The sequence below is a fragment of the Microbulbifer maximicatervae (SeqCode) genome (genome assembly GCF_052467955.1).
The window spans coordinates 3,686,134-3,708,972 of sequence record NZ_CP174329.1; the positions used below are offsets into that span (position 1 = coordinate 3,686,134).

The window sequence follows — 22,839 nt, forward strand, 5'->3', positions numbered from 1 at the left end:
TGAAGCTCAAAAAAAAGGATAAGATTTAAGGCCCAGCTTGCACCGGGCCATAAAATCACAGCTTACCAATAATATTAATAAACACCCCATGACTGTCATAGTCCAGCTGGGTGAGATCATCAGAGAAGTCGGTAAAGTTGTAGCCCACCCCCAACTTAAGGTGATCGCCAACATGGCGATACAAGCCGATCAGGGCGCCGCTCTTGCTATCCTGGGCATCGGGTAGGTCCAGTAAGCGGGCTTCCAGGAGGAGATCCCAGCGCTTGATAAAATGCCAATCGGCACGCAGTACATAAAGGCTGGCACGGCTATCGAAAAACTCCGGGTCTTCCGTGTCCATGCTCAACTGGCCCAGACGATAGGCGTACTTGCCACCCAAAGTCCATTGCCGATTGAGATCGTAACTGGCGTCTATCGAAAAGATATGACTCTTCTGGATAAATTCAGTGGAGGTATTTTCAACAGTAACCTGATCCTGAGTCGGCACATTATAGAAATAGGTGTACTTCATCAGGGTATTCAGGCGGTCATTGTTTACCGGGCGGTAGGCATAACCCATTACCGCTTCGGTGAATTTACCATCGTAGAATTCACCTTCCGAACTTTTGCTGTCTGAATAGTTGAGTTTGCCAACCAAGCGCCAGTCCGGGGTGAACTGGTAGTTGAAGGTATTTTTTAATAGCCAGGTATCGCGCTCAGTTTCCGATACAGTATTTTCGCCCGATACCGTTTCCGATATATCCGTACGGTATTCCAGCGCGGATGCGATGCGTATAGCATCCAAACCATAGCCCACATTAAAGCCCATGGCATTGCGCTCGGTCTTGGCTCCTGTATCCGGGTCTTCGAGTGTGCCCGCCTCCAGGGTAGTGCCATAGGTCCAACGGTCATTGGGGGCCAGATCCATACCCAGGGCGTGGGTCAGGCCAGTGGAAACATCACCGTGACTGTAGCGCTCCTCACCGTAAATATTTAGCGTATCAGAATAGCGACTGCGGAAGCCGGTACTCATATTGCCCTTGCGTGCACGCACACCGGTATCGCTGCGCTCGTTATCCAGCGCATAATTCATATAGAGGCTGGTTCTGTCAGTCACCAGAAAGTCCGTACCGAGTCGGGCAGCTGTGCCAGTATCACCACCGGAAACTTCACTGTCCATTGTCAAACGGTCACTCACCCGATAAGCGCCGCCGAGGCCGATGCGATTGTTCTCTTCGCGGGTACCGGTCACTTCCATCGTATTCTGAACAAAACCAAAGGCGCTCCAACTCTCACCGGAATCATAGCTCGCCTCGACAGCAACATCTGTGCGATCCCCCTCTGTCTGGGTAGCGGCGACAACTTCGGATTCATCTTCACGGCTATCATTGCGAACTGCGGAGGTGAGTCGCCAGTGATCATTGATACGGTAGCCGAGCATCAAGTCCATGGCATTGGTTTGCAACCCCTGCTCTTCCTCTTTGGTGTCGGCTTTGATTCTTACATCAAAACTTTCGCCGATCGGCAGGTTAACGCCACCGCCATATTGGATGGTATCGCCATCCACAAATTGGCCTGGACCGGAAAAACCCGCTTCACGCTCTTGATGGTAAAAACTACCAGAGCCACGCAAACTCTCGAAGAAATCTCCCAGCTGTAAAACGCCTTCCACTTTGGTTGCACTCGCAGCAACCGTGGAATCCAGGCTTTCATCATCAAAGGTGTAGCCGCCATCGAGCGAACTGACGCTATCGAGATTGCTGCCCTCGCTATCGGCCATTTCAATTTTCACCCAACTACTGGCGCTTTTACGCAAAGTCAGGTCAATACCCTGCAAGGAACTTTCATTTTCATCTTCGTCTTGCTGAATACTGCTGAAGCCCAATTTGACGTGATCGCCCAACCAGTAGTGGGCACGCCCACCAACAGCCAAGGTGTCCATTTCTTCAAAACCTGGTGTGTATTCGTAGCGTGCTACCAGGTATTGGGGATTGCCGTTGTAAGCGCCATCTTCAATGAGCAGTTCATCATTTGCCAGGGAAGATAAGGGGCTGTTAAGCAGGATACGCCCTTGGATATAGTCGATGTCGTAATCAACTACTGCGGTAAGGGTCTTAACTGCGAGCACCAGCCCGGAATCTTTATCCCGAACTTCTACTCGTAAACTTTCCGAACCGCTGGAAATGTCCTGGTGACGGAGGTAATACAGGGAACCGCCGGTTCCACGATACTCATCGCGCCCGGCAATGGTTCCCGGCTCTGCTCCAAAGGCATCTATTTGAAAGCGCTTCTCACCAAAGCTGGTCATCGCATCGGTTTCAAAGTGACCACTGCCGCCGTAGAGCGTCCGGTCAATTTGGGCGAGCTCATTATCGGCGTAGTTGGCTTTGAAATTACCCCAGAGACCGTAGTCATCGTACTTGGACAATTTCACATAAAACTTGCCTGACGTGGGGGCGTCTTCAACTACGGTGGAGTCATCGCCAAACGTTGGGTAATACAAATCACTATCCAGGCGGCGGAACAAGGCATCGGGAGACTTTTCCATAAAGTTGGAAAACAGATCCTCTACCGGGCCCTCTTCGGTATCTGCACTGGCCGACAGACGCCAGCCTTCCCCGAAACCGCCGTTGGTGTAAAACGCCAGGCGGCCATCGTAGCTTACTGAATTGTCATAGTGAGTTTCATCACCAGTAACCAGGGCCGCTGGGCCATTGGTTTTATCGTAACCCACAGTAAGGTCGGCAATACCTACAGTAAACCAGTCGTTTTTGGCAAAATCCAAATCCCGCAGGAAAAGTTCACCATTACCCTCATCATCAAGTATCGCCACTTCAACCGTATGCATGCCCGGCTCAAAAATCTGCTCGGCGATAAACTGGCCTTGACTATCGACCGGTACCGGATTGCCCGCTAACCATACGGTGTGCCCGGACGGCACCTGAGTGCCATTAACCAATACACTGTTACCATCCAGAGGGATGTTCCGCTGTGCTAAGCGGTTCTCGCCGTAGCCTACTAATAATTCCCTACCGATATCTTCATTTTCTGCAGACTCTTCAATTTGATCTACCAACCACAGGGTCTGTTCCGTAGTCTCGTCATAGCGGCCCTTGTTGTCATAGGCACGCAGTACGTAGTGTAATTTTTTTAGAGGCGCCTGGAATTCAGAAAATTCTGCATGCCATTCCCCTTTGCCAAAGTGATCCAGCGGTACAATTGCCAGAGGTGTATCGCGCAGAGACTGTCCCTCTTCGAACAATCGCACTTCGGTACTTTTAATAAAAGAGGGATAGTTGGTATAGCTACTGAAAAATACCCTGTTCTCTGCCAGATCGGTATCCGGGTTATCTGCGTAACGGATGGTATTGGGCCACGCTGTCACATTCAGGCGCGGTTGCATTTTTTTATTGTCGAAGCGAAATTGAATATTCGCTTCTTGCAAGGCCACATCAGTACAGCGCTGTAAGTCCGCTGAGTTTTTATAGGGGTCGTATTCCGGGCTGCCATCGACAGTGATACGCATTAAGTTAAGTGCGTAGGGATTATTCGCTATGGCTTCACGATTAATGCGCTCGATTTCCAGGCGATCACTTTCAGTGAGAATTGCCAATTCATCGTACAGGATTTCGACCTCAACCCTGGCGCCATCCCGCTGCTCAAAGCCATTGCTCACTACATCCGCAGATTGAACGTAGCCGCGCCCCTCAAACTCCACCTGGGTATCTTCGAGATTCAGTAATTCCTGTACCTGTGCCATAGCGCGCTGAGCGCGGGCACCGGACAACCCCTGGTCATCGCCGTAAACCATCGCTTCGCGGCGATCCATACGCTGGTTATCGCTGTATCCAATAAAGCTCAGACGAACATTCGCTTTATTGGAAATTTCAGCCATGGCCGCACGTATTTGTGTCAGCTGTGCCTGACTGATAATCGGATCGCCATTATCAAAACGAATCGGCGACAGTTTTCCACCGGCAGACTCATAGGCAATGGTAAGAGTTTCCGCAGCGGCAGCTTCCGGACACGCCTGAACAGAATCTGTAGCGACTTCCAGTGGGTCGTCATACCAAAATTCCACTTCCACCCGACGGTTGAGGGCTCGCCCTTTCGGCGTATCGTTGGCCGCTAGCGGCTGGCTCGCCCCTTTACCACTGCTGGTGATCATGGCCGCAGGCAAATTCAGTGCAGAACCCAGGGCCTGAGCGACACGGCGGGCTTCGCTATAGGATCGCTCCTGATAAGCACTCTGTTGGGCTTCCGGATTTTCACTCACGTCCAGGGGGCGGGCGTCGGTATGACCAATAAAGTGAATAACCAGATTGTTTTTATCCGCAAGGTTGGATCGAACCTCGCGGATACGGCGAATAAAGGCTTCCGGCAATTCTGTTTGCCCGGGCTCCATCCTCAGTGGCGTCACCAGGTTTCTAAGGCGTGCCCGCTGTTCACTGCCTGCGGCATAAGTAAGCCTGCACACCGTTTCCTGGCGGCATACTTTCACCCGGTTGAGCAACAATGCTTCCGCACGGGCACGGTCCGCCATGGCTTTTTCATCCAGGGCGTCATAGGTTACTTTTACCTGTACTCGGCGATTCTCTTCACGACCTGCGGTAGTAATATTATCCGCTGTGGGTTCTATATCCCCTCGCCCTTCAACAACAATCATTTGCTCAGGCAGTTCAAGGGCCTCTTGAAGGAAGTCCGCCACGAACTGGGCCCGCGCCAAAGTAAATTCTTCTTTGCTGGCAAAGTCTGCTACCTGTTCCCCGGTAAGGGGATCGGAATCTGTATGGCCAATAAAGTGCAACTCAAAATTGGGCGTCTCACCCAAGTCATTCAAGCTCTGGCGCAGTAACTCCACTGCCTCCAGAGGTATTTCATCCTCAACGCCATAGAACAGGATTGGGTCGATAAAATCTTCCACCACAATCGGGTCCAGCGGTGCAACAAATTGAGTTGCATCCTGCAACCATTGATTTGTAGGTGCGCGCAGCAGCATACCTTCAGTATTACTGCCTATCGACTGCTCTTCGAGTTCGGATTGAGCTCCACTTTCTTCAGAACTCAGGCTTGGAATATTTTGCCAGACCTGCCACCAACTAGGCTCATCTACTTGCGCACCCGCTTCCTGGGCCTGCGCTGGAAGTGTTAATGCCAACGCGATCGCAGTGGCGAGACTGCAGTCCCGCCGGGAGAAAAAGCGGTCCGTCTTCGCGGCAGTATTTATCGAGCAAGCTCGCCGGTCACGATTCCGTTTTGCAAAGGACATCACTCCAAACCTCCTTTACCAGGAGGCGCTCCACGGCGCCAGAAAACTTCAGTTTCTATGGTCAAATCGTAGTCACCTTCACGGCTCTCCCAGTCCTGGGCGACCTGATCTTTAATTGCCTGCAGACGCTCGTCCACCAGATCCGGATCTTCATTCTCCCCAAGATAGGCAAGGCGTAAAACAGAGGGAGCTTCACTGAGTTTTTCCAACAATAAATCCATTCGGGAATGCCATTGCGGGCGCAATTCTGTTGTGCCCGGTTCAAATACCGCTTCGGCAATATCCAGGCGCACTACCCGGTGCAAGCTGGCTCCAAAGTTGAACTTCAGCATCTTGCCTCGGGTGGCTCGCAGCACACGCGGGTTTTCAGTGGTGAGACGATACCCGCTTGGCAAGCTGCGATCGTCGAGCTTGAGCACAAAATTGGAACCTCGATCCCCATTCGGCACCACTGCGCAGGTAATATGGAATCGACCGTGGGAGTCCGCTGTAGCATTCAGGCCGGTAGCAGTCACCACTCGAGCACCCGGTAAACCACCCTCTCCTTCATCCTGGTAGCCATTCATATTTTTATCGTCAAACACTTTGCCGATAACATCGGTACAGTCGAAGGTGGGATCGGGCACCACGCGCACAGTGGCGGAGGCCTCACCAGAGGCTGCCTGTCCAGAGAGCTGATTAAACATACGGGCGCGGTTCACATATTTGCCCTCGCCCACACCGGAACCCACAACCAATAGCAATTTCAATACACGGGTTTCTTCCGCTTCCACGCGCAGATCTGACCACCTCAATTGCAGGCCTTCGCTTTCAGGCTCAACCGCTTCTCCATCAAGGCGCGCCGAGCCCGCGACATATTTGAAGCCTGCCGGGAAGTAATCTACTAGCTGTAGATCTGTCAGTGGAATTGGCAGCGTATTGCCAAAAGTGATGGTGTAAGGAACCAACTGACTGCGGGTTACGTTGAGCATGGCCGCGGTTTTGGTGATGGATAGCGCCCCTTCCAACTCCGGGTCCATGGCGACATGGTTGTTGAACAGCTGGCTTTCCCCTGGAATCTGACCATCATCCAAAGTCATTCGCAGGTAGTAGTCCGTTGCCGCATCCCGCGCCTCGACATCAAGAGAGGGGTGAGAGAACAATTCCTGCACCTCACAGCGATTTGCGGTCGCAGGAACCATATCGGCGTTGCTGCCCAGGCAACCGGCCACATCAAAACCGGCAGTTTCGCTGTTTGTCTGAGAAGGAATTACCAGTGATTCACCACCCACATAATCCTCATCCGCGATATCCACCTGAATCAGGTAGTCCGCGTTGGATGGACAGGCTGCATCGCTGAAGTTGATATCAAACTTGTAGTAACCCCCAGACTGAGTTACCTGCCCTTGTTGTTTCTCATCATCAAAACAACGCGCAGGCAATTCCTGACCGGAACTCACCCTCAACATAGTGAGGGTGGCACCCTCAATGGCGGAGCGGGTTACTGAATCGTAAACCACGCCATTGGGTGTTAGAGGCAAATTCAAGTCCTGTGGGTTCGCTCCCGAATCTACATAAATTTCACTAATGGACTGCGGGCCGTTGGTGAAATCAGAAACAGAGTTACCCAATGAAGCTGTACTTTCAGTAGCATCTGGTGCGGTGTAACGCATTTCATAGCTAAGGCCACCATAGCTGTTCGGTACGAGCCCCTGGAACTGGAAGTAACCATTTTCATCAGACTGAACTGTTTCCATCAATTCGTCATTGAAATACAGGTCTACCGCCCAATTAAGCAGCAGGCTCTCATCCGTATCCAAGGCATCATTGAAATTCACATCGTGCCACAGATAACCAGCCAGGTTGGCAATGCCCGGGGTACCGCCAACGTCAATGGCAACACTAGCCTGAGCGCTGGAGGCCGGATCATTCCACTGTACTTCTGCGGTATTTACTACAGTAAAACCATAATCCAGGTTTTCTGACATCTGCGCCTGGAAACGCAGAGTAACCATCTCTCCTGGTTCCAAATCACCGTAAGTTGTGGCGTAGTCTGCAGTGATTAGCGTGTCGACAACCGTTATTCCATCGGTCTGCCCGTTGAGCATGGCCGAATCAGCGATATAGGTAAGAACTCCATCTCCGGCTATAGCCAGGTCATCGGTGATCTCAATATAAGTTGCTGGGACACCGCTGATATTTTCGACGGTTACCTGGTATTCCAATACCGCACCCGCTTCTGCGGCACCGCCACCGACAACAGCAACTTCTTTCACAATGGAGAGCAACTGGGCATCACCCACGACAACGTCAGTTGGCTGTGCACCATTGGCTGGGTTGCCATCTGCATCGGTCAGGGTAAGTGCCAACTCATCTGCATCAACACTACCCTGGTTACTGATAACTGTGCCTGTCGGGGTGCCAGAATTCACCATTACCTCAAATGTGACAGTGGCAGTTTGCCCCGAGGTAATAATGCCTTCATTGGCTCCTGGTAGCGGCGGAGTCAGGTCATCGGATGAAACCGGTAGGGCAGAATCCAACTGTGAATTACCACCACCGTTATCCGCGACCACTTCACCATTTAAAGTGGTGGTGCCAGCAACATAAGTAGTGTCATTTGGTACCTGATCGGTAAGCGCTACTTCGAGAGCATCTACACCACCCATATTGGTGATTGCGATGGTATAGCGAAGTACATCACCCGGATCGACAATCCCTGCGGAAATATAGTCTTCGGCAATCTCCACAGTCTTGTGGGCAATTAACAGGGGTACATCGCCAACAATATCGATCGTGGGATCATTGGGAGCATCGGTATTCGGATCATCGGAGGGCACTTCATCAAAAGTACCGCTACCCACACCTTCACCATTTACAAACGCTTGGTTTGAAATAACGGTGCCATCATTAACGTCATTAATGGTGACATCAAAGGTGATGACCACTGCAGGTGCGCCATTGGCCGTTGCGCCGATAAAACCATCGGCTTCACCATCGGTATTAATGCTCATACCTGCAGCCAGAGGAGAGGTGCCGCTGACATCAGACAATGTGGAGCCATTCAGGGTGGTAGAGCCACTGACATAAGTTGTATTAGATGGGATCTGATCCAATATCAGGGCATTGATCGCATTCTCATTACCGGCATTTTCCGCGGTAATGGTATATCGCAGGGTATCCCCAACCATCAGCAGATCTGCATCATCAGTCATATCTGCCGACGTTTTTTCTACCACCAGTAATGGCTCTGACTCAATCAGTACTTCTGTGGGATCTTCATCACCCGCCGTATCCGGATCATCGGTGCCGTTGATGTTGGGATCATCACTGTCTTGCAGTAATTGCCCGGGAAGCTGAACCTGGGCCTGGTTGAAGACTTGGGTCCCACTATCAATAACTGCTGCCAGGGTAACTTCATAAACAATCTGGATAGAATCTCCCGTGGTACCGCTCGCCGTAAGATCCAGATTACTGACTTCCAGATAGCCACTATTCCAGGTACCGGCAGAAGCATCGATAGCACTGCTGTCACTGCCAGTCGGAGCACTCACCAACTGTAAAGTGCCCGATTCAAACAGTGCCGAATTATTTAATCGACCCAGGTCATCGGTAATCTCGGCTCCGTTCACATCAACACCACTCGTATTGGTCAGAGTCAATGTGTAACGTAAAACTTCCGTGGGGCTGGCGGCAGTGGCCGGGTTTTCTCCACGGCTGATATTTTCCACAGCTTTGTAGAAAGTCACTGTCGGCACAGAGGCGCTAACCGAATAAGCATCCTCATGATCCAGCACACCGGGAGTACCATCGGTGGGCGCCGCACGGGTGTACTGGCGAACTTCAGTGAGGCTGCTATCCCAGCTGTGCCACTGAGTAACACCAGCAATATTCGTCAGCGTATCCCCATCGACGGTGTCGGCATCCAAATAGGCATCGTAACCAATCAGCAGATGGTAATCCGCATCCAGCATTGCCACTGAACCAATGGAGGTGATTGTGAGGGTGCAGCTATCGTTATCGAATACCGCGCTAAAGTCGGAACCTTCTGTCAGGGTGGCCGTGGTGGTGCCGGCGCTGTCAGTAATTTGCGCGGTGAAATTGGCCGGGGCCGTTTCACACATTCCACCGGGGTTATTATCCGGCAAAATATCGGTAACACTAATATCCCAGGCCGGGCCCGTACCGGTATTGTGCAAATCTAAAGTAAAGGTACCGCCTACACCGGACTGGACACTGGTGGGGCCAGTTTTAGTCAGGGTAATAGCCGTGGGCTCTACTACCGTCATGTCCGCCGTAGTATTGCCGCTACCCGCACCCTGCCCTGCAGAGGAATTATCATTATCGTAGTTGTAGCTGTAGCTGGCACTGGCGGCAAAATTCAAACCGTCCACATTCGGCGGGTCCATATCCAGCAGTCGCAGTGTTACATCAATAACGACTTGCTCGCCGGCGGGCACATCAATTCCGTTAGTGCTATCTGCAATACTGAGACTGGTGGAGCTGCCGTTATTTTCCGGAGTGAAAGATGCACTGCCAGATACTTTACTGGCACTGACAAATTCCAGATCCGCAGCAGACGTAGTCAGATCCATCAGCACAGTGACATCGTGAAGCGCCGTGGTCTGCACCGTTTCCGGGATGGTAATGCGATAGTTAAACGGCTCGCCAATGGAAGCTGTTAATTGGGTAACTTCAATCAACAGTGGCGCGGCATTGGGAGTATTAAATTGGACACTCACCGGAGAAGTCGGGCCATAATCCTCACGTAAATCGTCAGTGACCGCCACGGAATTCAGAGACGGCAAATCGTTATCATCAAGCGAATAATAAACTTCAACATAGGCCGCATTTTGCAGGCTAAGTCCAGCACCTAAATTAGAATCCGCTTCAACGCGATATACCATTTCCATGGACTCACCAGCGTTGATTCCGTAACCCGTACCTGCGGCAAAATCCCAAACGGCTTCGCCATTACTACTATCGAAAGTAGGCGCAACCACTGTTGCTGCGGCACCATTTACCGTGAGGGACTGGACACTGACTCCCCCTTGGCGCAGACCTAAAGGAATCACATCGCGGAATACCGGATCATAGGCTGGTGAAGAACCGTTGTTGGTAATCGTAACGGTATATTCAATGGTATCGCCGGCGGAAAGCGTGCTGCCATCTGCGGGAGTTGAGCTAATAGCTACGGCGAGATCCGGCTGTAACAGGTCCAGTGTTTCGCTATCACTACGGGTTTCAGCTCCTGTGGCAGCATCAAAATCAAACTCTGCAGTATTGGTCAGCGCGGTGTTCGTTGCTGGCCAGGGGTGGGAATCCTCATTGAGAACCCGCACAAGGTAACGCACAACAAATTCATCGTTGCTGGTATCGTTATCACCCGTGTTGACCAGGTCGGGAATACTCCAGGTAACCGTAGTGGCACCAGTAGAAGGATCGCCAGACTGCACTGGTTCTGCGATATCGGTGTGGGTAAAGGGCGCCGCAGCAGTAAATGGTGCAGAAGTCTGGCCATTAATTGAAAGTGTGCTTACAAACACCATTCCCTGGGGCAAAGTATCGACAATAAGCCCATTGGAGGCCGTGCCCTCTGGTAGGGAGAGGGTAATCTGGTATTCAACCAAGTCGCCCACTCGCAATTGCTCATCAGCGCTACCATAGCTGTCATCTGAGCGAATTTTGCTAATTGTGCTGTCATTGGCAGCATCTAGCTGAGCAGCAATATTTTCCAGCAAGTAATCATTCAGGCCACCGCTACCATCAGCACCGTTACGTTCATAAATACTGCTGTTATCTTCATCGAGACTGGTCCATTCCACACTGGCAGTTGCGGACAGCGCCGCCGCCGGCTGTACACTGTCGAGTACAACCACATCGAAGACCAGTTCACTGTTATCACCTGCGGCGATATCCAGATCACTATTGGCCCGATCCCAAACCAGGTTTTGCGCAGTAGTAATTCCGTCACCAGTTACGGTGGGATCTGCCTGGGAGGCTCCGGCAAAAGTCACGGTGCCTGGTACAAACTCAAGCCCCAGGGATAACAACTCATTAACCGAAAGATCGTAAGCTGCAGAATTTTCCGCATTACCCGCAGCACTGAGGTCCAGGGTAAAACGCAGTACATCGCCCGCATCCGGATCGTTACCGGGATTGGTTTGATTTACGACAGAGGCAATTGCACTTATCTCTGGCTCGACGATGGTGAGTGTCGCTGCAGTGCCGGTGCCTCCGGACTGAGAAGTGCCGCCATCAGTCGCGGCATAAGAATAAGTCACCTCATTTTCAAAGCTGTGACCAGCCTGGGCTGTGGCATTGTTGGCAACCCGGGCGCGAACTTCAAAAATTGCCACGGTACCGGCTGGGATAATATCGATTGCCAGATCGATATTATTGCCACTGGTATTATCGGTGTAGGTAAGCCCATTAATTTCCTGCAATTGCACCAGCTCTAAGCTGGGGTCTAATACATCGGAAATTTCAATATCGTAAATAGCCGAGGTGGTGCCGCTACCGGGTACCTGTATCTGGTATACGACCTCGTCACCAACAGCGGCAGTAGTCGCTGTTTGCAGTGTTTTTTGTGGAGCAGTCACACTGGTCGCAACAGTGCCCATAGGATAGGGAGTGCCCAAAGTAACTGCAGAGTACTGTTCGCCATTGCTAGCTTCCAGCGACCAGAATTCATCGACGGTAAAAGTGTTAACCCAACTTTCACCGCCACTAATATCTGTATAGAAACCGATCTCGTAACTGATTTCCAAACAGGTGCCCGCTTCGACCGGCACCAGGAAATCGAAGCCCATATCAGCACCGCGCGTTGCCGGCGCGCTATAGGTGTAATCTGCTCCCTGTGTCAGTACAGCACCGTCGAGACTCACCTGGAGATTGGCAATGGAACTCTCGTCCATTTGCGTCGCTAAATCGTCAGTTAGCGATAGGTTGTAGGCGGGGGCCAGACCCGAGTTACAGGCCTGCAGGGTAAACTGCATAATATCGTTGGCCGGGTCCACATTCATATGGGAACTGGGCCAGGTAGCATCGGTCTTGGTGAGATTGTCGATCACCGGTTGCAGTACAGTAATATCGGCGCTGTCCTGCAAGGTACTGGCGGCACCGGTGTAATTTAGCTGGGCCGTATTGGTCAGAGTTGCGGTAGGCGCGGTGATTCCCGAACCCGCCACTACTTTAGCGGTGTACTCAATAACAAAGTTATTGGTATTACCGAAATTACTGGTGATATCCCCCAGGTCCCAGGAAACTGTACCGGTATCGCCGGCAGTGGGAACCGAAATCGCTGAATAGGTAAAATCATTCAGGCTATCGTCGTAGGGAGCAGTGGTATCCCCATTCACGCTGACAACAGTGTCAAATTCCAAACCACTGGGCAGCGCATCATCAATAGTTACCGCTGGTGTTGTTCCCGCCTGTAAGTTCAGGGAGAGCTGGTAAGTGACAGTATCGCCAACACGCAAGGTACCCACTGCAGTTGCGGTATCTGTATCGGCAATTACTGCTTTTGTAATGCTAGTATTGTCTACCGTATTAATACTGGCTTCTACAGGACCAACACAGTAATCATCAGGTGCGGAAATACTGGGGCATCCAGCACCGTCTCGCTCATAGGCCTGGTCATTGATACTGCCATCGTCCAGGGAGGTCCAGTCCAGCATCACACTGTTGCTGATAGGCGAACCAAAAACGCCGGTAACCTGGGTTCGGTAGGTGAGCACCAGAGTTTGACCCAGCGCTAAATCCAGACTGTTATCGCCATTGTCACGACCCCATACGAGTGGACCTGCTGGAGCTGCCGCTGGTGTGGCAACAAAGCCGGATACCGCGGTGCCGCCTATTTCTGCGGTGGGTGTAAAGCTGCTGTCAAAGGTCAACTCTGAAGGCAGCGTATCGACTAAATTCAGCTCATAAGCTGCGGCACTGGAGCCCGCATCATGCTCCACAGTAATAACATATTCCAGCACGTCACCACCCACCGGCAGATTGCCGGGATTGGTGGCATTAGTCACTGTCTTGCTAATCTCGAGTAACGGCTCTACTACCGTTACACTGGTTGTGCTGTCGTTGATATTTTCTGTGCTGCCACTTTCCCCATTGCTGTAAGTAAGCGCGGCATTATTTTGGCGATTGTCACCATCATTAGTGGCGAGATCATTTTCGATGCGGGCAAAATAGGTAATTCGAATCAGCGGAGCAATTGTGCTTCCGGCCGTGTCATTTTCACTGCTGGTATCGACGGTGCCGATATCCCAGGTAGCATTTCCGGAAGTATTATCCCCCGGAAAACTGCTAAAGGCCGATTCAGATGGCGCGCTGCCATTAATAGTTTCAATACCGACAAAATCGTAAGTGATATCGTAGTCAGTATTATGAGAGAGCACATAACCCTCAGGGCTACCCAGCTGGTCAGTGATAACTACATTTTCACTGATACCTTCCGGTAAACTAATCTCCAGTTGGAATTTTTTATGGGCACCGATGGTGGGAACTACTGAGGTGTCCAAATCCGTTTTAGTCATTGCTAATGACGGCACTTCGGTCTGAGCGCTGGCATTGGTTTCATAATCGTTGATGGGATCGCCGACATTAGGCAAAACACCAATACGCATGCCGTCAGCGGCACCATCAACGCCAATAGAGTTGCCACTATTAAGGGCAACATCTATACCAGGTAGGGATTGCCAGCGGGCCTCAATGGTGTTGTCCAGGATTTCATGGGGCTCAACGCCCTGCTCTACCTGGACTTCAAAAGTGAATGTTTTTGTATTGCCAACCGCAATAGTGTAATCGCTATTACTGCGATTCCAGCTAAAGATGGGAGCATTGGTGCCCACCGTAGTGACATCGACATTATTGGGTGGATCGTTGCCGCCCACATTGCCCAGGTAAATAAGATTGCTACCGGTGAGATCGTCGAGCACCTGCAAGTTATAGGCATCGGCACTGCCAATATTTTCTGCTGTAACCGTGACTGTCAAAATATCGTCAGCATCACTATTGGTAACAGCAAAGGATTTGGTCAGCTGTATTTGTGGCTCGAGTACTGTTATTTCATGGGCATCAAATGGCACCGCTACCGCTGCACCGGACTCATCCACATAAGTAACTTGCGCAGTGGTATAGCTGCCGCCATTACCCAAAACATCACCGTCATTGGTGTTACTGCTGTTTTCAATACGGGCAATAAACTCTACCGGAAAATCAAACAGGCTACCGGATACGGTGGTGAGTTCCTGATCACCAAAATCCCACTCAACGTAATCTGCAGTACCCGTGCTGGTACAGGTAGCATTAAAAGTACCTCCCGGTACAAAGCCAGCGGCATCATAAGGGGAGGCACTTAAATCGATAGTCTCCCCTTCGATACAGCGCATACCTGCCGGCAACTCATCACGAATCACAAAGTCTCGCAGTTTCGCAGCCGGAATCTGTGCTATCAGTTCGTAACGTACCTCTTCACCGACAACCGCTGTATCACTGCTGGTTCCACTGGCCGTGCCGTTGGAAAACTCAAGGGCTTTCTTCGGCTCCGCCTTCACCTCAATAATCTGCATCTGCGCTTCGGCATTGCCAGACTGGTAGTGACGAGCACGCCCTGCTTCGGGAGCGCCATCACCGACACCATCATTGTCCGTGTCACTGTCAATTTGCGGGGAAGTCTGATTACCAAAATCGCCTTCCAAGCTGTCATAGCGAGCAAAGAAAGTATTGGTAAATAGCTGTAGTGGTGCCACTGACTGGTGTGGTTTCACACGGTAATACAGGGTTACGGAGTCACCCGGGTTAATTCGCTCAAGAGCAGTGGAATGCTCATAGGAAAAAGTAATAATAGCCGGGGTACCACCATCACTACAGTGGGTAGCTTCTGAATAGTTATTTGCACCGGAGGTAATTCCCACCAAGCCATCGTCGCCACTGACAGTTTCCGAACTGCCATCAGCATCGTTATCCAGGCTATCGGAATCCATTGCCTGCACACACATCTGGCCGGAAGAATCCAGGGTATCAGTTACGACAACATCGTATGCGGGAGCGCGATCAACACCGCTATCCGCAGCCCGGTTAGTCACCGTGAGACGGAAGATATAAGTCTGGTCCCGGTGCCCTTCATCGGTAAAATCCACAAAATTGCTACAGCTTGTTCCAGTGCCGTAGAGATTTTCATTACAGACTTTTTTATCGACTTCTATCGAGGGTTCAGTAACAGTGACAGATTCCGACCACTCGGTGATATCTGGGAAACCGGGAACCGTGGTTGGAACACCATCAATATTGGTCAGGGTTCCACTGGTATTGTAGTTGTCTACGATAATCGTTTCAGTATCAAAAACCGCAGTAAACTGGGCGCGAGCGTAATCGATACTGTCATTTGCGTGTTGGTTCGGATCAGTGTTTTCTGTATCCACTGGGTCATTCAACAAGCGGGTTGTCATATCCGCAAGGAACCAGCGATCTTTCGCTGTAATATTGGTAGTAATATCCCACTGTAAATCTGTCTCACTCAGAGAGTTATTCAGACCACCGCCCTCGACAATGTCACTGCTCGAAATAACCACACAATTTGCCTGAGAGGTGGGATCAGGAAGGCTGACATCTGAACAATTTAGCGGTGAATCCGCAATATAGCCCTGGCCGTCGGGAAGGTCATCGATCACATCAATGTCCTTCACTTCAATCAAAGTAAATCCCGGTGTATCGAATCCAAACCAACCACCGGCTTGAATTTCAAAACTACACTCTTCACCAATCAATACACTGCTATTAGGGAAAGCAGTTTCACTGGTCAGCTCGGTACATTCATCGGAACGGTTCTTGACCAGGTTAAAACCCATTACCCGCGCGCGCATACCATCAAGGGTATAATTGTTGGCCAGCTGCAAGTTTGGTGTTGTTTCGGTAATTACGGCAGGGCTCGGAAAGTACAGAGGTGTACCATCATTCAGAATGATCTCACCGACCACATCCGCGCGGAAAGTCAGGTCGTCATCGGTGGCCGAGTGATTCTTTTCAACCACAAAAATCACCCGCTCTGTATCACCGGGTCCAATTTCACCACCAAGATCACCACTGTCACAGCGATACACTGTTGAGGAATCTGGCAAGTAATCCGGCTGGTTCCATACAGGGTGCTGAGGTACAGTGCCCACATTCGGATTGCCCAACGCCGTACAGCTGCGGTCGCTAGACAATACCCTCATCGCCTCACCGAAGGTGACATACACTGAATAATCATTCGCATCGTGGCCACCATTATTGGTGATATCCACTGTTAGTTCTGAAGTGCCACTATCGCGAACAATATAGAGGGGGTGAACAGTACTAACATCCAGGTCTTCGGGATCGGGCGTAACCGATTGAGACTCCACTTGGGTCGGTGTGGTAGTTGTAGAGCAGAAGTCCTCATAATCAATCGACAAAACATTGTTACCGATAGCAATATTGCTATTGGGGTCAGTGTTACTGGTAGAGGACTCTTCCTCTACATCCAGGTCTGCTTCTAGATCGTAAAAATCTGGCTCAGTAGTGACTATGCGGAAACGAATTTGAACCAGGTCACCATGACGCATCATGTTTTCCTGATCGGAATAAACTGGGTGGCTTCCGCTACTCAACAAACGAAATTCTGGCTCATTGTTGTTTAGTGGGCTGGGGTCCCATTGATTCCAAGTTGATCCCACTCGCCACTCAAGGGTGTCGACCATCCCATAAAAGGTCGAGCTGTAAGTTGCTCCGTGATTATCTTCGCCTCGGTCGATCTGAATAATCTGTGGCGTGTAGGTGGTATCCACGACATATTCATCGGGCAGATCACTGACAAATTGTATATCTTTTACCGAACCACTCGTCCGATTGTTAATGGTGATAGTTACAAAGCCAGCAGCGCCCAAAGGTTGGTTTAAATTTGTACCAGTAATTGCCTGGGTAATCGTCAAATCATCATCTACGAGTGTGCGCATCTCAGAGGTATCTGAGCCTGGCCCACTAGTAGAGGAAGGGCTGGAAATTCCACCGGTACCGGTGTCCCCATCTATTTCACATCCCCACTCCACATCAGAAACAGTGTTGGTACCATTACTACAAGAACTATTAACCTTACCCACCAAGTAGATATCGTGACTTCCACCTGCCTCGACATCAATATTACCTGGGCCACTTGCAAAATTACCGCTCAGCTCAAAGTCATTGACGGTATTGCTGGCGGATATACAACTACTGCCAGAGGGCGCAACGCCATTATTATTCGCAACAGCTAGAGCTGTATTTTGGCTAGGACATGCATAGTTGATGTCCATATTTGGGTTAGTCATCAAATCATCGAAGCGTACATCCTCCATATCAGCAGCACCGGAGTTACTGATACGGATACGCCAAACTACATCATCCTCGATATTTCCATATACATTACTGGTAAAGTTAGTCTGAGCTGCATCGACATTGCGTCCACGCTTATCAATTGATGGAAGAGGTTCGCGAAGGGTCAGGACAAAGCTGTCACTGTCAGTCGTTGTCGGAAAAGTACAATAATCAAATTGCGCTGTTGCAGTAAGAGTTCGATTGTTACCAACCAGCTCTTCTTCCTCATTACTCTTACTGCGCACCTCAAATGTAATTGTCATGGTGCTATTTTCATTGCGCGCTGCGAGCGCCGACAAATCATTTTGATCCCAGGTAATGGTGGTACCACTAATTGTCGGCTCGCCAAGGACAGTACCACTACTGACCGTGGTTGAGTTAGGGACGTATTCCAGGTCCGAGCTACCCAAATCTTCAGTGACAACTATATTTTCAATATGTTGGGTGCTGCCAAAAATACCACTGTAAATACTGGGTACATCAATCTCTATCGTAACTTGCCCGTCACCACACAATGTACACCAGCTATTACTGGATCGATGATCTACAATATTGAAGCTCGAAGGGTTATCTGGACTAGAGGGACAGTTGTGATCAGCCAAAGCCTGTGGCGCAGACAGCAATGCCCCCCAAAAAGACAAAAGAAGTCCAATAAATGCGTACTTGGAGAATTTTCGCTCAACTACTTCCGACTTCATTATCACTTAACGGCCGCCACTTTCTAATACAGATATTTGGAGATAAATCGGGCATTTACACCAGACACTCCACGGTGGGCGAACTTTAATTACTACCCACTTAGGTAGCCGTGAAACAAGTCATAATTAGCCAGCTAACAAGTGGAACTTTTGTAGGGATTGCCAAGTGGTTCTCAGGCGGGCCCTCTGTGAGGGAAAATTTTGTTCAGAACGGACAAATAATAACTGAACAGGTATGACGAAAATTTCATCAGTTTGAAACGACCGGAACCCACTATTCAGCGGGTTCCGGCCAATTATCAGTCTAGGTTGGCGGGAAGAAGTCAATCGGATAAAGGATGGTAATAGTCGGCACTCCGGCCTTTTCACCAAAGTTAAATCGTTTGACCCTAGCCACAATTTTCGCATTGAGTGACGGAGAATCCACATCACTGGAATCTACACTCACGGCAGAAACCGATCCGCTGGGTTCAATAGTAATCTTCAACACCATCTTACCTTGCAGCGCGGGATTATTACGCAGCTCACGATTGTAGATACGGTACAAGGTGGCCTTGTAGCGATCGAAAACAATCTGGATTTCCTCATCTGTCCGCGACGGACCAGCACCATCACTGAGAGGACGGTCCTCACCGGCAAAGTCACCTTCAGTACCGATAGAACTTTCCACTCGCGCAAAGGCAACGCCACCCAAGTCCGAACCAGATCCACCCACATTGCGACTCAGCTCTGCCGTATTGATACCACCACTACCCGCGGTAGATGCTGCAGTGATCAGTGAGCGCTGACTGCGGTTCTCTTTTTTACCGGCCGTGCTCAGCTGGGTTTGCTGGCCGAGGCGGTTATCCAGATCATCTTGTATCAGGTCCTGGAAGTTATCCTTAAAGGCGAGAACACCGGATCGCTCAGCTTTTTTACGCGCCTGCTTTTTCTCCGCCTTGGAGGGTTTCGGGTCCTGCTTGGCTACCTTCTGCTCAGGCTTCTTCTCCGGTTTTTTCTCCTCTTTCTTAGGCTTGGCTTTTTCTGGCTCCGGCGGTGGCTTGGGCTTGGTTTTCTTCTCAATAACCAGCTTGGCCAGGCGCTCGGGAATTTCCACTATTTGAGACTCGGGCTGGGGCACCGTATACAGAGGAATCAGGTAGCCCAGCAAGGCGGCGATAAACAGTGAGGCAAAGACACAGCGGCGAAAACGCTTTTCGTCCTCGCCCTGCTTGTGCCATGGCATCACCATAGGGCGGAACTTGGGCTGCTCGAATTCCCGTGTTATCTCGAACTCGAACTTTGACTCTTCCTCCTCGCGGCGCAGCTCATCCGCGCGCTCATCCAACGCAAAGACCTCTTCCTGGCACTCGCTTATGCTGTTATGTAAAGCACTGCGCTCTTCGCGCAGCTGGTCCAGGCTCTGGTTAAAACTGCGCGTCGACTGGCCGATCCGCTCGATAACCTGAGCAGAAGCATTCTCCCGATAATCTTCCGCCCAGAACATTTCTCCCGCGCCCGCTTCTTCAAGCTTGCGCAGGCGTTCGGAAATCTCGTCGAGCAACTGGTACTTGGACCCCTGGTCCTGCAATTCAGCCAGCTTCTCTTCGATCTGGTGCCGCTCATCCTCGAGCAGCTGCATGCGATGGTGAACCGCCTCAAGCGCCTCACCTACCGCCCGCTGTTGTTGAAGAAAATTACTCACAAACTTCCATTAACCCTGAGATGCTTTCTGAATAACCGCCAGTGAAACTTTGGTATAGCCAGCGTCTGTACAGCTGGACATCACCTTTTTCAGCAAACTGAACGGAATGCCTCTGTCCGCGAGAATATTGACCTCCGGTGGTTCTGGATCCTGCCCCCCCTCGACATCACCCTCACCTGAATTTGCCGAGGCCTGTGCAACTCCAATTGCCTTGGCCAGCTCTGCAACCATCGCTTCCTTAATGGCCGCAATAATGGTTTCCTCGCTTTCCAACACTTCAGAGGTGGCAATTATCGAGCTGGACTCCACCAGGATTTCATCATTGGTCACCATCAAGGTCACCGTTTCCCGGGGCTTGGTCTCTACCACTGAGTCCGGCAAGGTAATCACCTTGGGAGGCTCCAGCGCTTCATTGCTGGAGGTATTAGTCAGCAGGAAAAACACCAGGATCGTAAAAACATCCATCAGGGAAGTCAGGTTCATGCCCGAGGTTTTCTTGCGCTTATGGCTTCGCGCCATACGCTTCATGCGTCGGCTTTCATTTCTCATGGCGCATCTCCTATGGAAATATCAGGAAATAAAACCACCTTTTCCACCGCATCCAGATCACTGGGATCACTCCCCTCAACCCGTACTTCAGCTCCGCGCACAGTATCCATAATGCCCACCAAATGCTCATAGGCGATTGTGGGCTCCATCAGGATGATGGAATCAGTTTTTTCCGGATAACTGGCCTTAACTTCCAACAAAAACTGCGTGAGCTTTTTAAGGTCATACACCTCTGCTGTGGGCAGCACAGCGAGAATCTCAGTCTGTTCTGTATCTGCTCCAACGGGAGCCACAATAGGAGCATTTTCACCCTCGCCATCGATATTCAGGTTGGGGAAACGTGCGATAACCTTTTCACCATCACTGATTTCCACGGCCTGTTCTCGCACAACTACCTCCACCGTAACCGTGGGATCATCCGGTGCTCCACCACCGGCACCACTCGGCATATTCAGTTCGAGAATTGTCACCCGCGAAAATACCGCCGATACCAATAGAAAAGGCACCAATACCACCATCAAATTCAAGAAAGCAGTGATATCCAGCTCAGGAGCTTCTTTATCCCGCCCGTGGCGCCGCCTTCTCATTACGCAGTTTCCGCTTGCTGTGCTACTGGATTGGTTTTAGCTGGTGTAGTTTTTTCACTAGACGGCTTGGATTTCGCAGGTTCCACTTCAAAGCGGCGACGGGTTGCACCATCAATCAGGTTGGATGCTTTTACTGAGACCATCTCCAGGCTATCGATAATTTCACCGGTGAGTGAGTTCAGCAGTGCGTGGACGATCAACAACGGGATACCAGTCATCAGACCGAAGGCGGTGGTGTTCATCGCCACGGAAATACTGGCGGAGAGTAGGTCTGCCTTTTCTGCCGGGTTGGCATTGGCAACCGCTGTAAAGGCTTCGATCAGCCCCATAATGGTTCCCAGAAGCCCGAGCAAAGTTGCGATATTGGAAAACAAAGCTACGTAAGGGGTGCGTTTTTCCAGCTGTGGAGTGATCTCCATCATGCTCTCTTCCATCGCGATTTCGATATCTTCACGACGGCGAACAGCTCCCTGCCGGGCCAGCCCCATAGACAATAATTTGCTCACACTGGACTCGTCCTGTTTTACCAGGTTGCGAGCGCGATCGAAGTCTCCTGAAGCTAATACCGGCTGCAGCTTATCCCACATATTGCGGTTGCTGCGGCGCTCCAAATGCAGTCGGATAAAGCGCTCGATAGCCACTGCACCACCCAGTGCGGCAACCACGAGAATCGGATACATGAAAGTACCGCCCGTCTGGAAAAACTCGATGACGTTATTGAAAAAGTCCATTACAAACCCTCTTGAGAAATACAGCTAAAACTTGGTGCTACTCCGGCGACAGCCAGAATCAATATGGCGTTAATCGCCGGACAGGCTGAGTTGATAGAACTCCAACTCACGCATGAAAACTTCCTTGTCGAGCGGTTTGAGTTTGTCGTCCATCAAGCTGGAGACAAGGTCGCTTTCGACACCCACTTCGGAACTTTTCCAGGGGACAATATAGAGAGACTTAGGGGCTTCCTTGTTACCGATAATAGAAATACCCGACAACTCCTTAATTTTTGAATCCACTTTTTTATCGGTAGATTCTTTTTTCTCCTCTCCCTCAGACTGAGCCAAGGCATAAGGGGAAACCATAAAGCTGGCCACGAATGGCAAAGCCCAACGAAGTTTAATCATTTGCCAGCCCTCCGTTGAATATCAGCTAACCAGATAGTGACATCCCGGTCCTCTGGCTCCAATTGAACATATTGTTCGAATTGTGCCAGAGCACACTGGAGATCTTGCAGATACAGATCACACAATATGCCCAGATTTTTTATCAAAGGTAGATATTCTGGATTTTCTGCCAAAGCATTCACATATATTTTTCGCGCCTCGGCAAAGCGCCCTTGCTTTCGGTAGAGAACAGCCAGTTCATTAGTTGCCACCGGATGCTTTTCGTCCAGCGCCAATGCCTTTAAAAAAGCCTCTTCCGCTTTTGCCTCATTGCCACTTTTATAGTGGGCAATACCCAGATTGATATAGGGTGCCGGAAGGCGCTGCTCGCGCTCCACTACTGACTGCAGAAGTTCAATAGCACTCGCATAATCCTGCTCGGCAAGATATTCCAGGGATCGCTCAAAGTCCCGACTCACGCTGCCCGATACCCGCACCGAAGAATAATCAGAGATTTTTCCAGACTTGGTTTGGGTGCTGGCGCAAGCTGCCAACAACAAAGCTAAGCCCACCAGAAAAAACAAACGCATTTGTTTTTGCATAACTTTCCACTCCAAAA

Annotated in this window: 8 protein-coding genes; all 8 read right to left on the reverse strand. The window is 50.6% G+C overall.

Annotated features, from left to right (window positions below; all coding sequences use genetic code 11):
• Positions 1-55: 55 nt before the first annotated feature.
• Complete coding sequence (locus ACJJI5_RS15850) at positions 56-5,248, reverse strand: OmpA family protein (protein ID WP_445354598.1); 5,193 nt, start codon at positions 5,246-5,248, stop codon at positions 56-58.
• On the reverse strand, positions 5,248-18,300 hold the full coding sequence (locus ACJJI5_RS15855; protein ID WP_445354599.1) for an isopeptide-forming domain-containing fimbrial protein: 13,053 nt from the start codon (positions 18,298-18,300) through the stop codon (positions 5,248-5,250). Before ACJJI5_RS15855 ends, ACJJI5_RS15850 begins: the two co-directional genes overlap by 1 nt.
• Before the next feature lie 304 nt (positions 18,301-18,604).
• A complete protein-coding gene (locus ACJJI5_RS15860; RefSeq protein WP_445354600.1) occupies positions 18,605-19,984 on the reverse strand; it encodes an AgmX/PglI C-terminal domain-containing protein in 1,380 nt (459 codons plus the stop codon).
• A gap of 9 nt (positions 19,985-19,993) precedes the next feature.
• Positions 19,994-20,533 carry an ExbD/TolR family protein gene (locus tag ACJJI5_RS15865; protein ID WP_445354601.1) on the reverse strand — a complete coding sequence of 180 codons (540 nt, stop codon included), beginning with the start codon at positions 20,531-20,533 and terminating at the stop codon, positions 19,994-19,996.
• Positions 20,530-21,120 carry an ExbD/TolR family protein gene (locus ACJJI5_RS15870; protein ID WP_445354602.1) on the reverse strand — a complete coding sequence of 197 codons (591 nt, stop codon included), beginning with the start codon at positions 21,118-21,120 and terminating at the stop codon, positions 20,530-20,532. Before ACJJI5_RS15870 ends, ACJJI5_RS15865 begins: the two co-directional genes overlap by 4 nt.
• A complete protein-coding gene (locus ACJJI5_RS15875; protein WP_444897816.1) occupies positions 21,120-21,851 on the reverse strand; it encodes a MotA/TolQ/ExbB proton channel family protein in 732 nt (243 codons plus the stop codon). Before ACJJI5_RS15875 ends, ACJJI5_RS15870 begins: the two co-directional genes overlap by 1 nt.
• Before the next feature lie 69 nt (positions 21,852-21,920).
• Positions 21,921-22,241, reverse strand: a complete 321-nt coding sequence (locus tag ACJJI5_RS15880) for a hypothetical protein (protein WP_444897817.1) — start codon at positions 22,239-22,241, stop codon at positions 21,921-21,923.
• Positions 22,238-22,822 (reverse strand): tetratricopeptide repeat protein, encoded by a 585-nt coding sequence (locus tag ACJJI5_RS15885; protein ID WP_413662567.1) that lies wholly within the window; start codon positions 22,820-22,822, stop codon positions 22,238-22,240. The genes ACJJI5_RS15880 and ACJJI5_RS15885 overlap by 4 nt, the downstream gene beginning before the upstream one ends.
• Between the last annotated feature and the right edge of the window lie 17 nt (positions 22,823-22,839).

Excerpts from the sequence above, each read along its gene's own strand:
- ACJJI5_RS15865 (WP_445354601.1), bottom strand. The coding sequence starts at position 20,533 with ATGAGAAATGAAAGCCGACGCATGAAGCGTATGGCGCGAAGCCATAAG.
- ACJJI5_RS15850 (WP_445354598.1), bottom strand. The coding sequence starts at position 5,248 with ATGTCCTTTGCAAAACGGAATCGTGACCGGCGAGCTTGCTCGATAAAT.
- ACJJI5_RS15855 (WP_445354599.1), bottom strand. The coding sequence starts at position 18,300 with ATGAAGTCGGAAGTAGTTGAGCGAAAATTCTCCAAGTACGCATTTATT.
- ACJJI5_RS15885 (WP_413662567.1), bottom strand. The coding sequence starts at position 22,822 with ATGCAAAAACAAATGCGTTTGTTTTTTCTGGTGGGCTTAGCTTTGTTG.
- ACJJI5_RS15880 (WP_444897817.1), bottom strand. The coding sequence starts at position 22,241 with ATGATTAAACTTCGTTGGGCTTTGCCATTCGTGGCCAGCTTTATGGTT.
- ACJJI5_RS15875 (WP_444897816.1), bottom strand. The coding sequence starts at position 21,851 with ATGGACTTTTTCAATAACGTCATCGAGTTTTTCCAGACGGGCGGTACT.
- ACJJI5_RS15870 (WP_445354602.1), bottom strand. The coding sequence starts at position 21,120 with ATGAGAAGGCGGCGCCACGGGCGGGATAAAGAAGCTCCTGAGCTGGAT.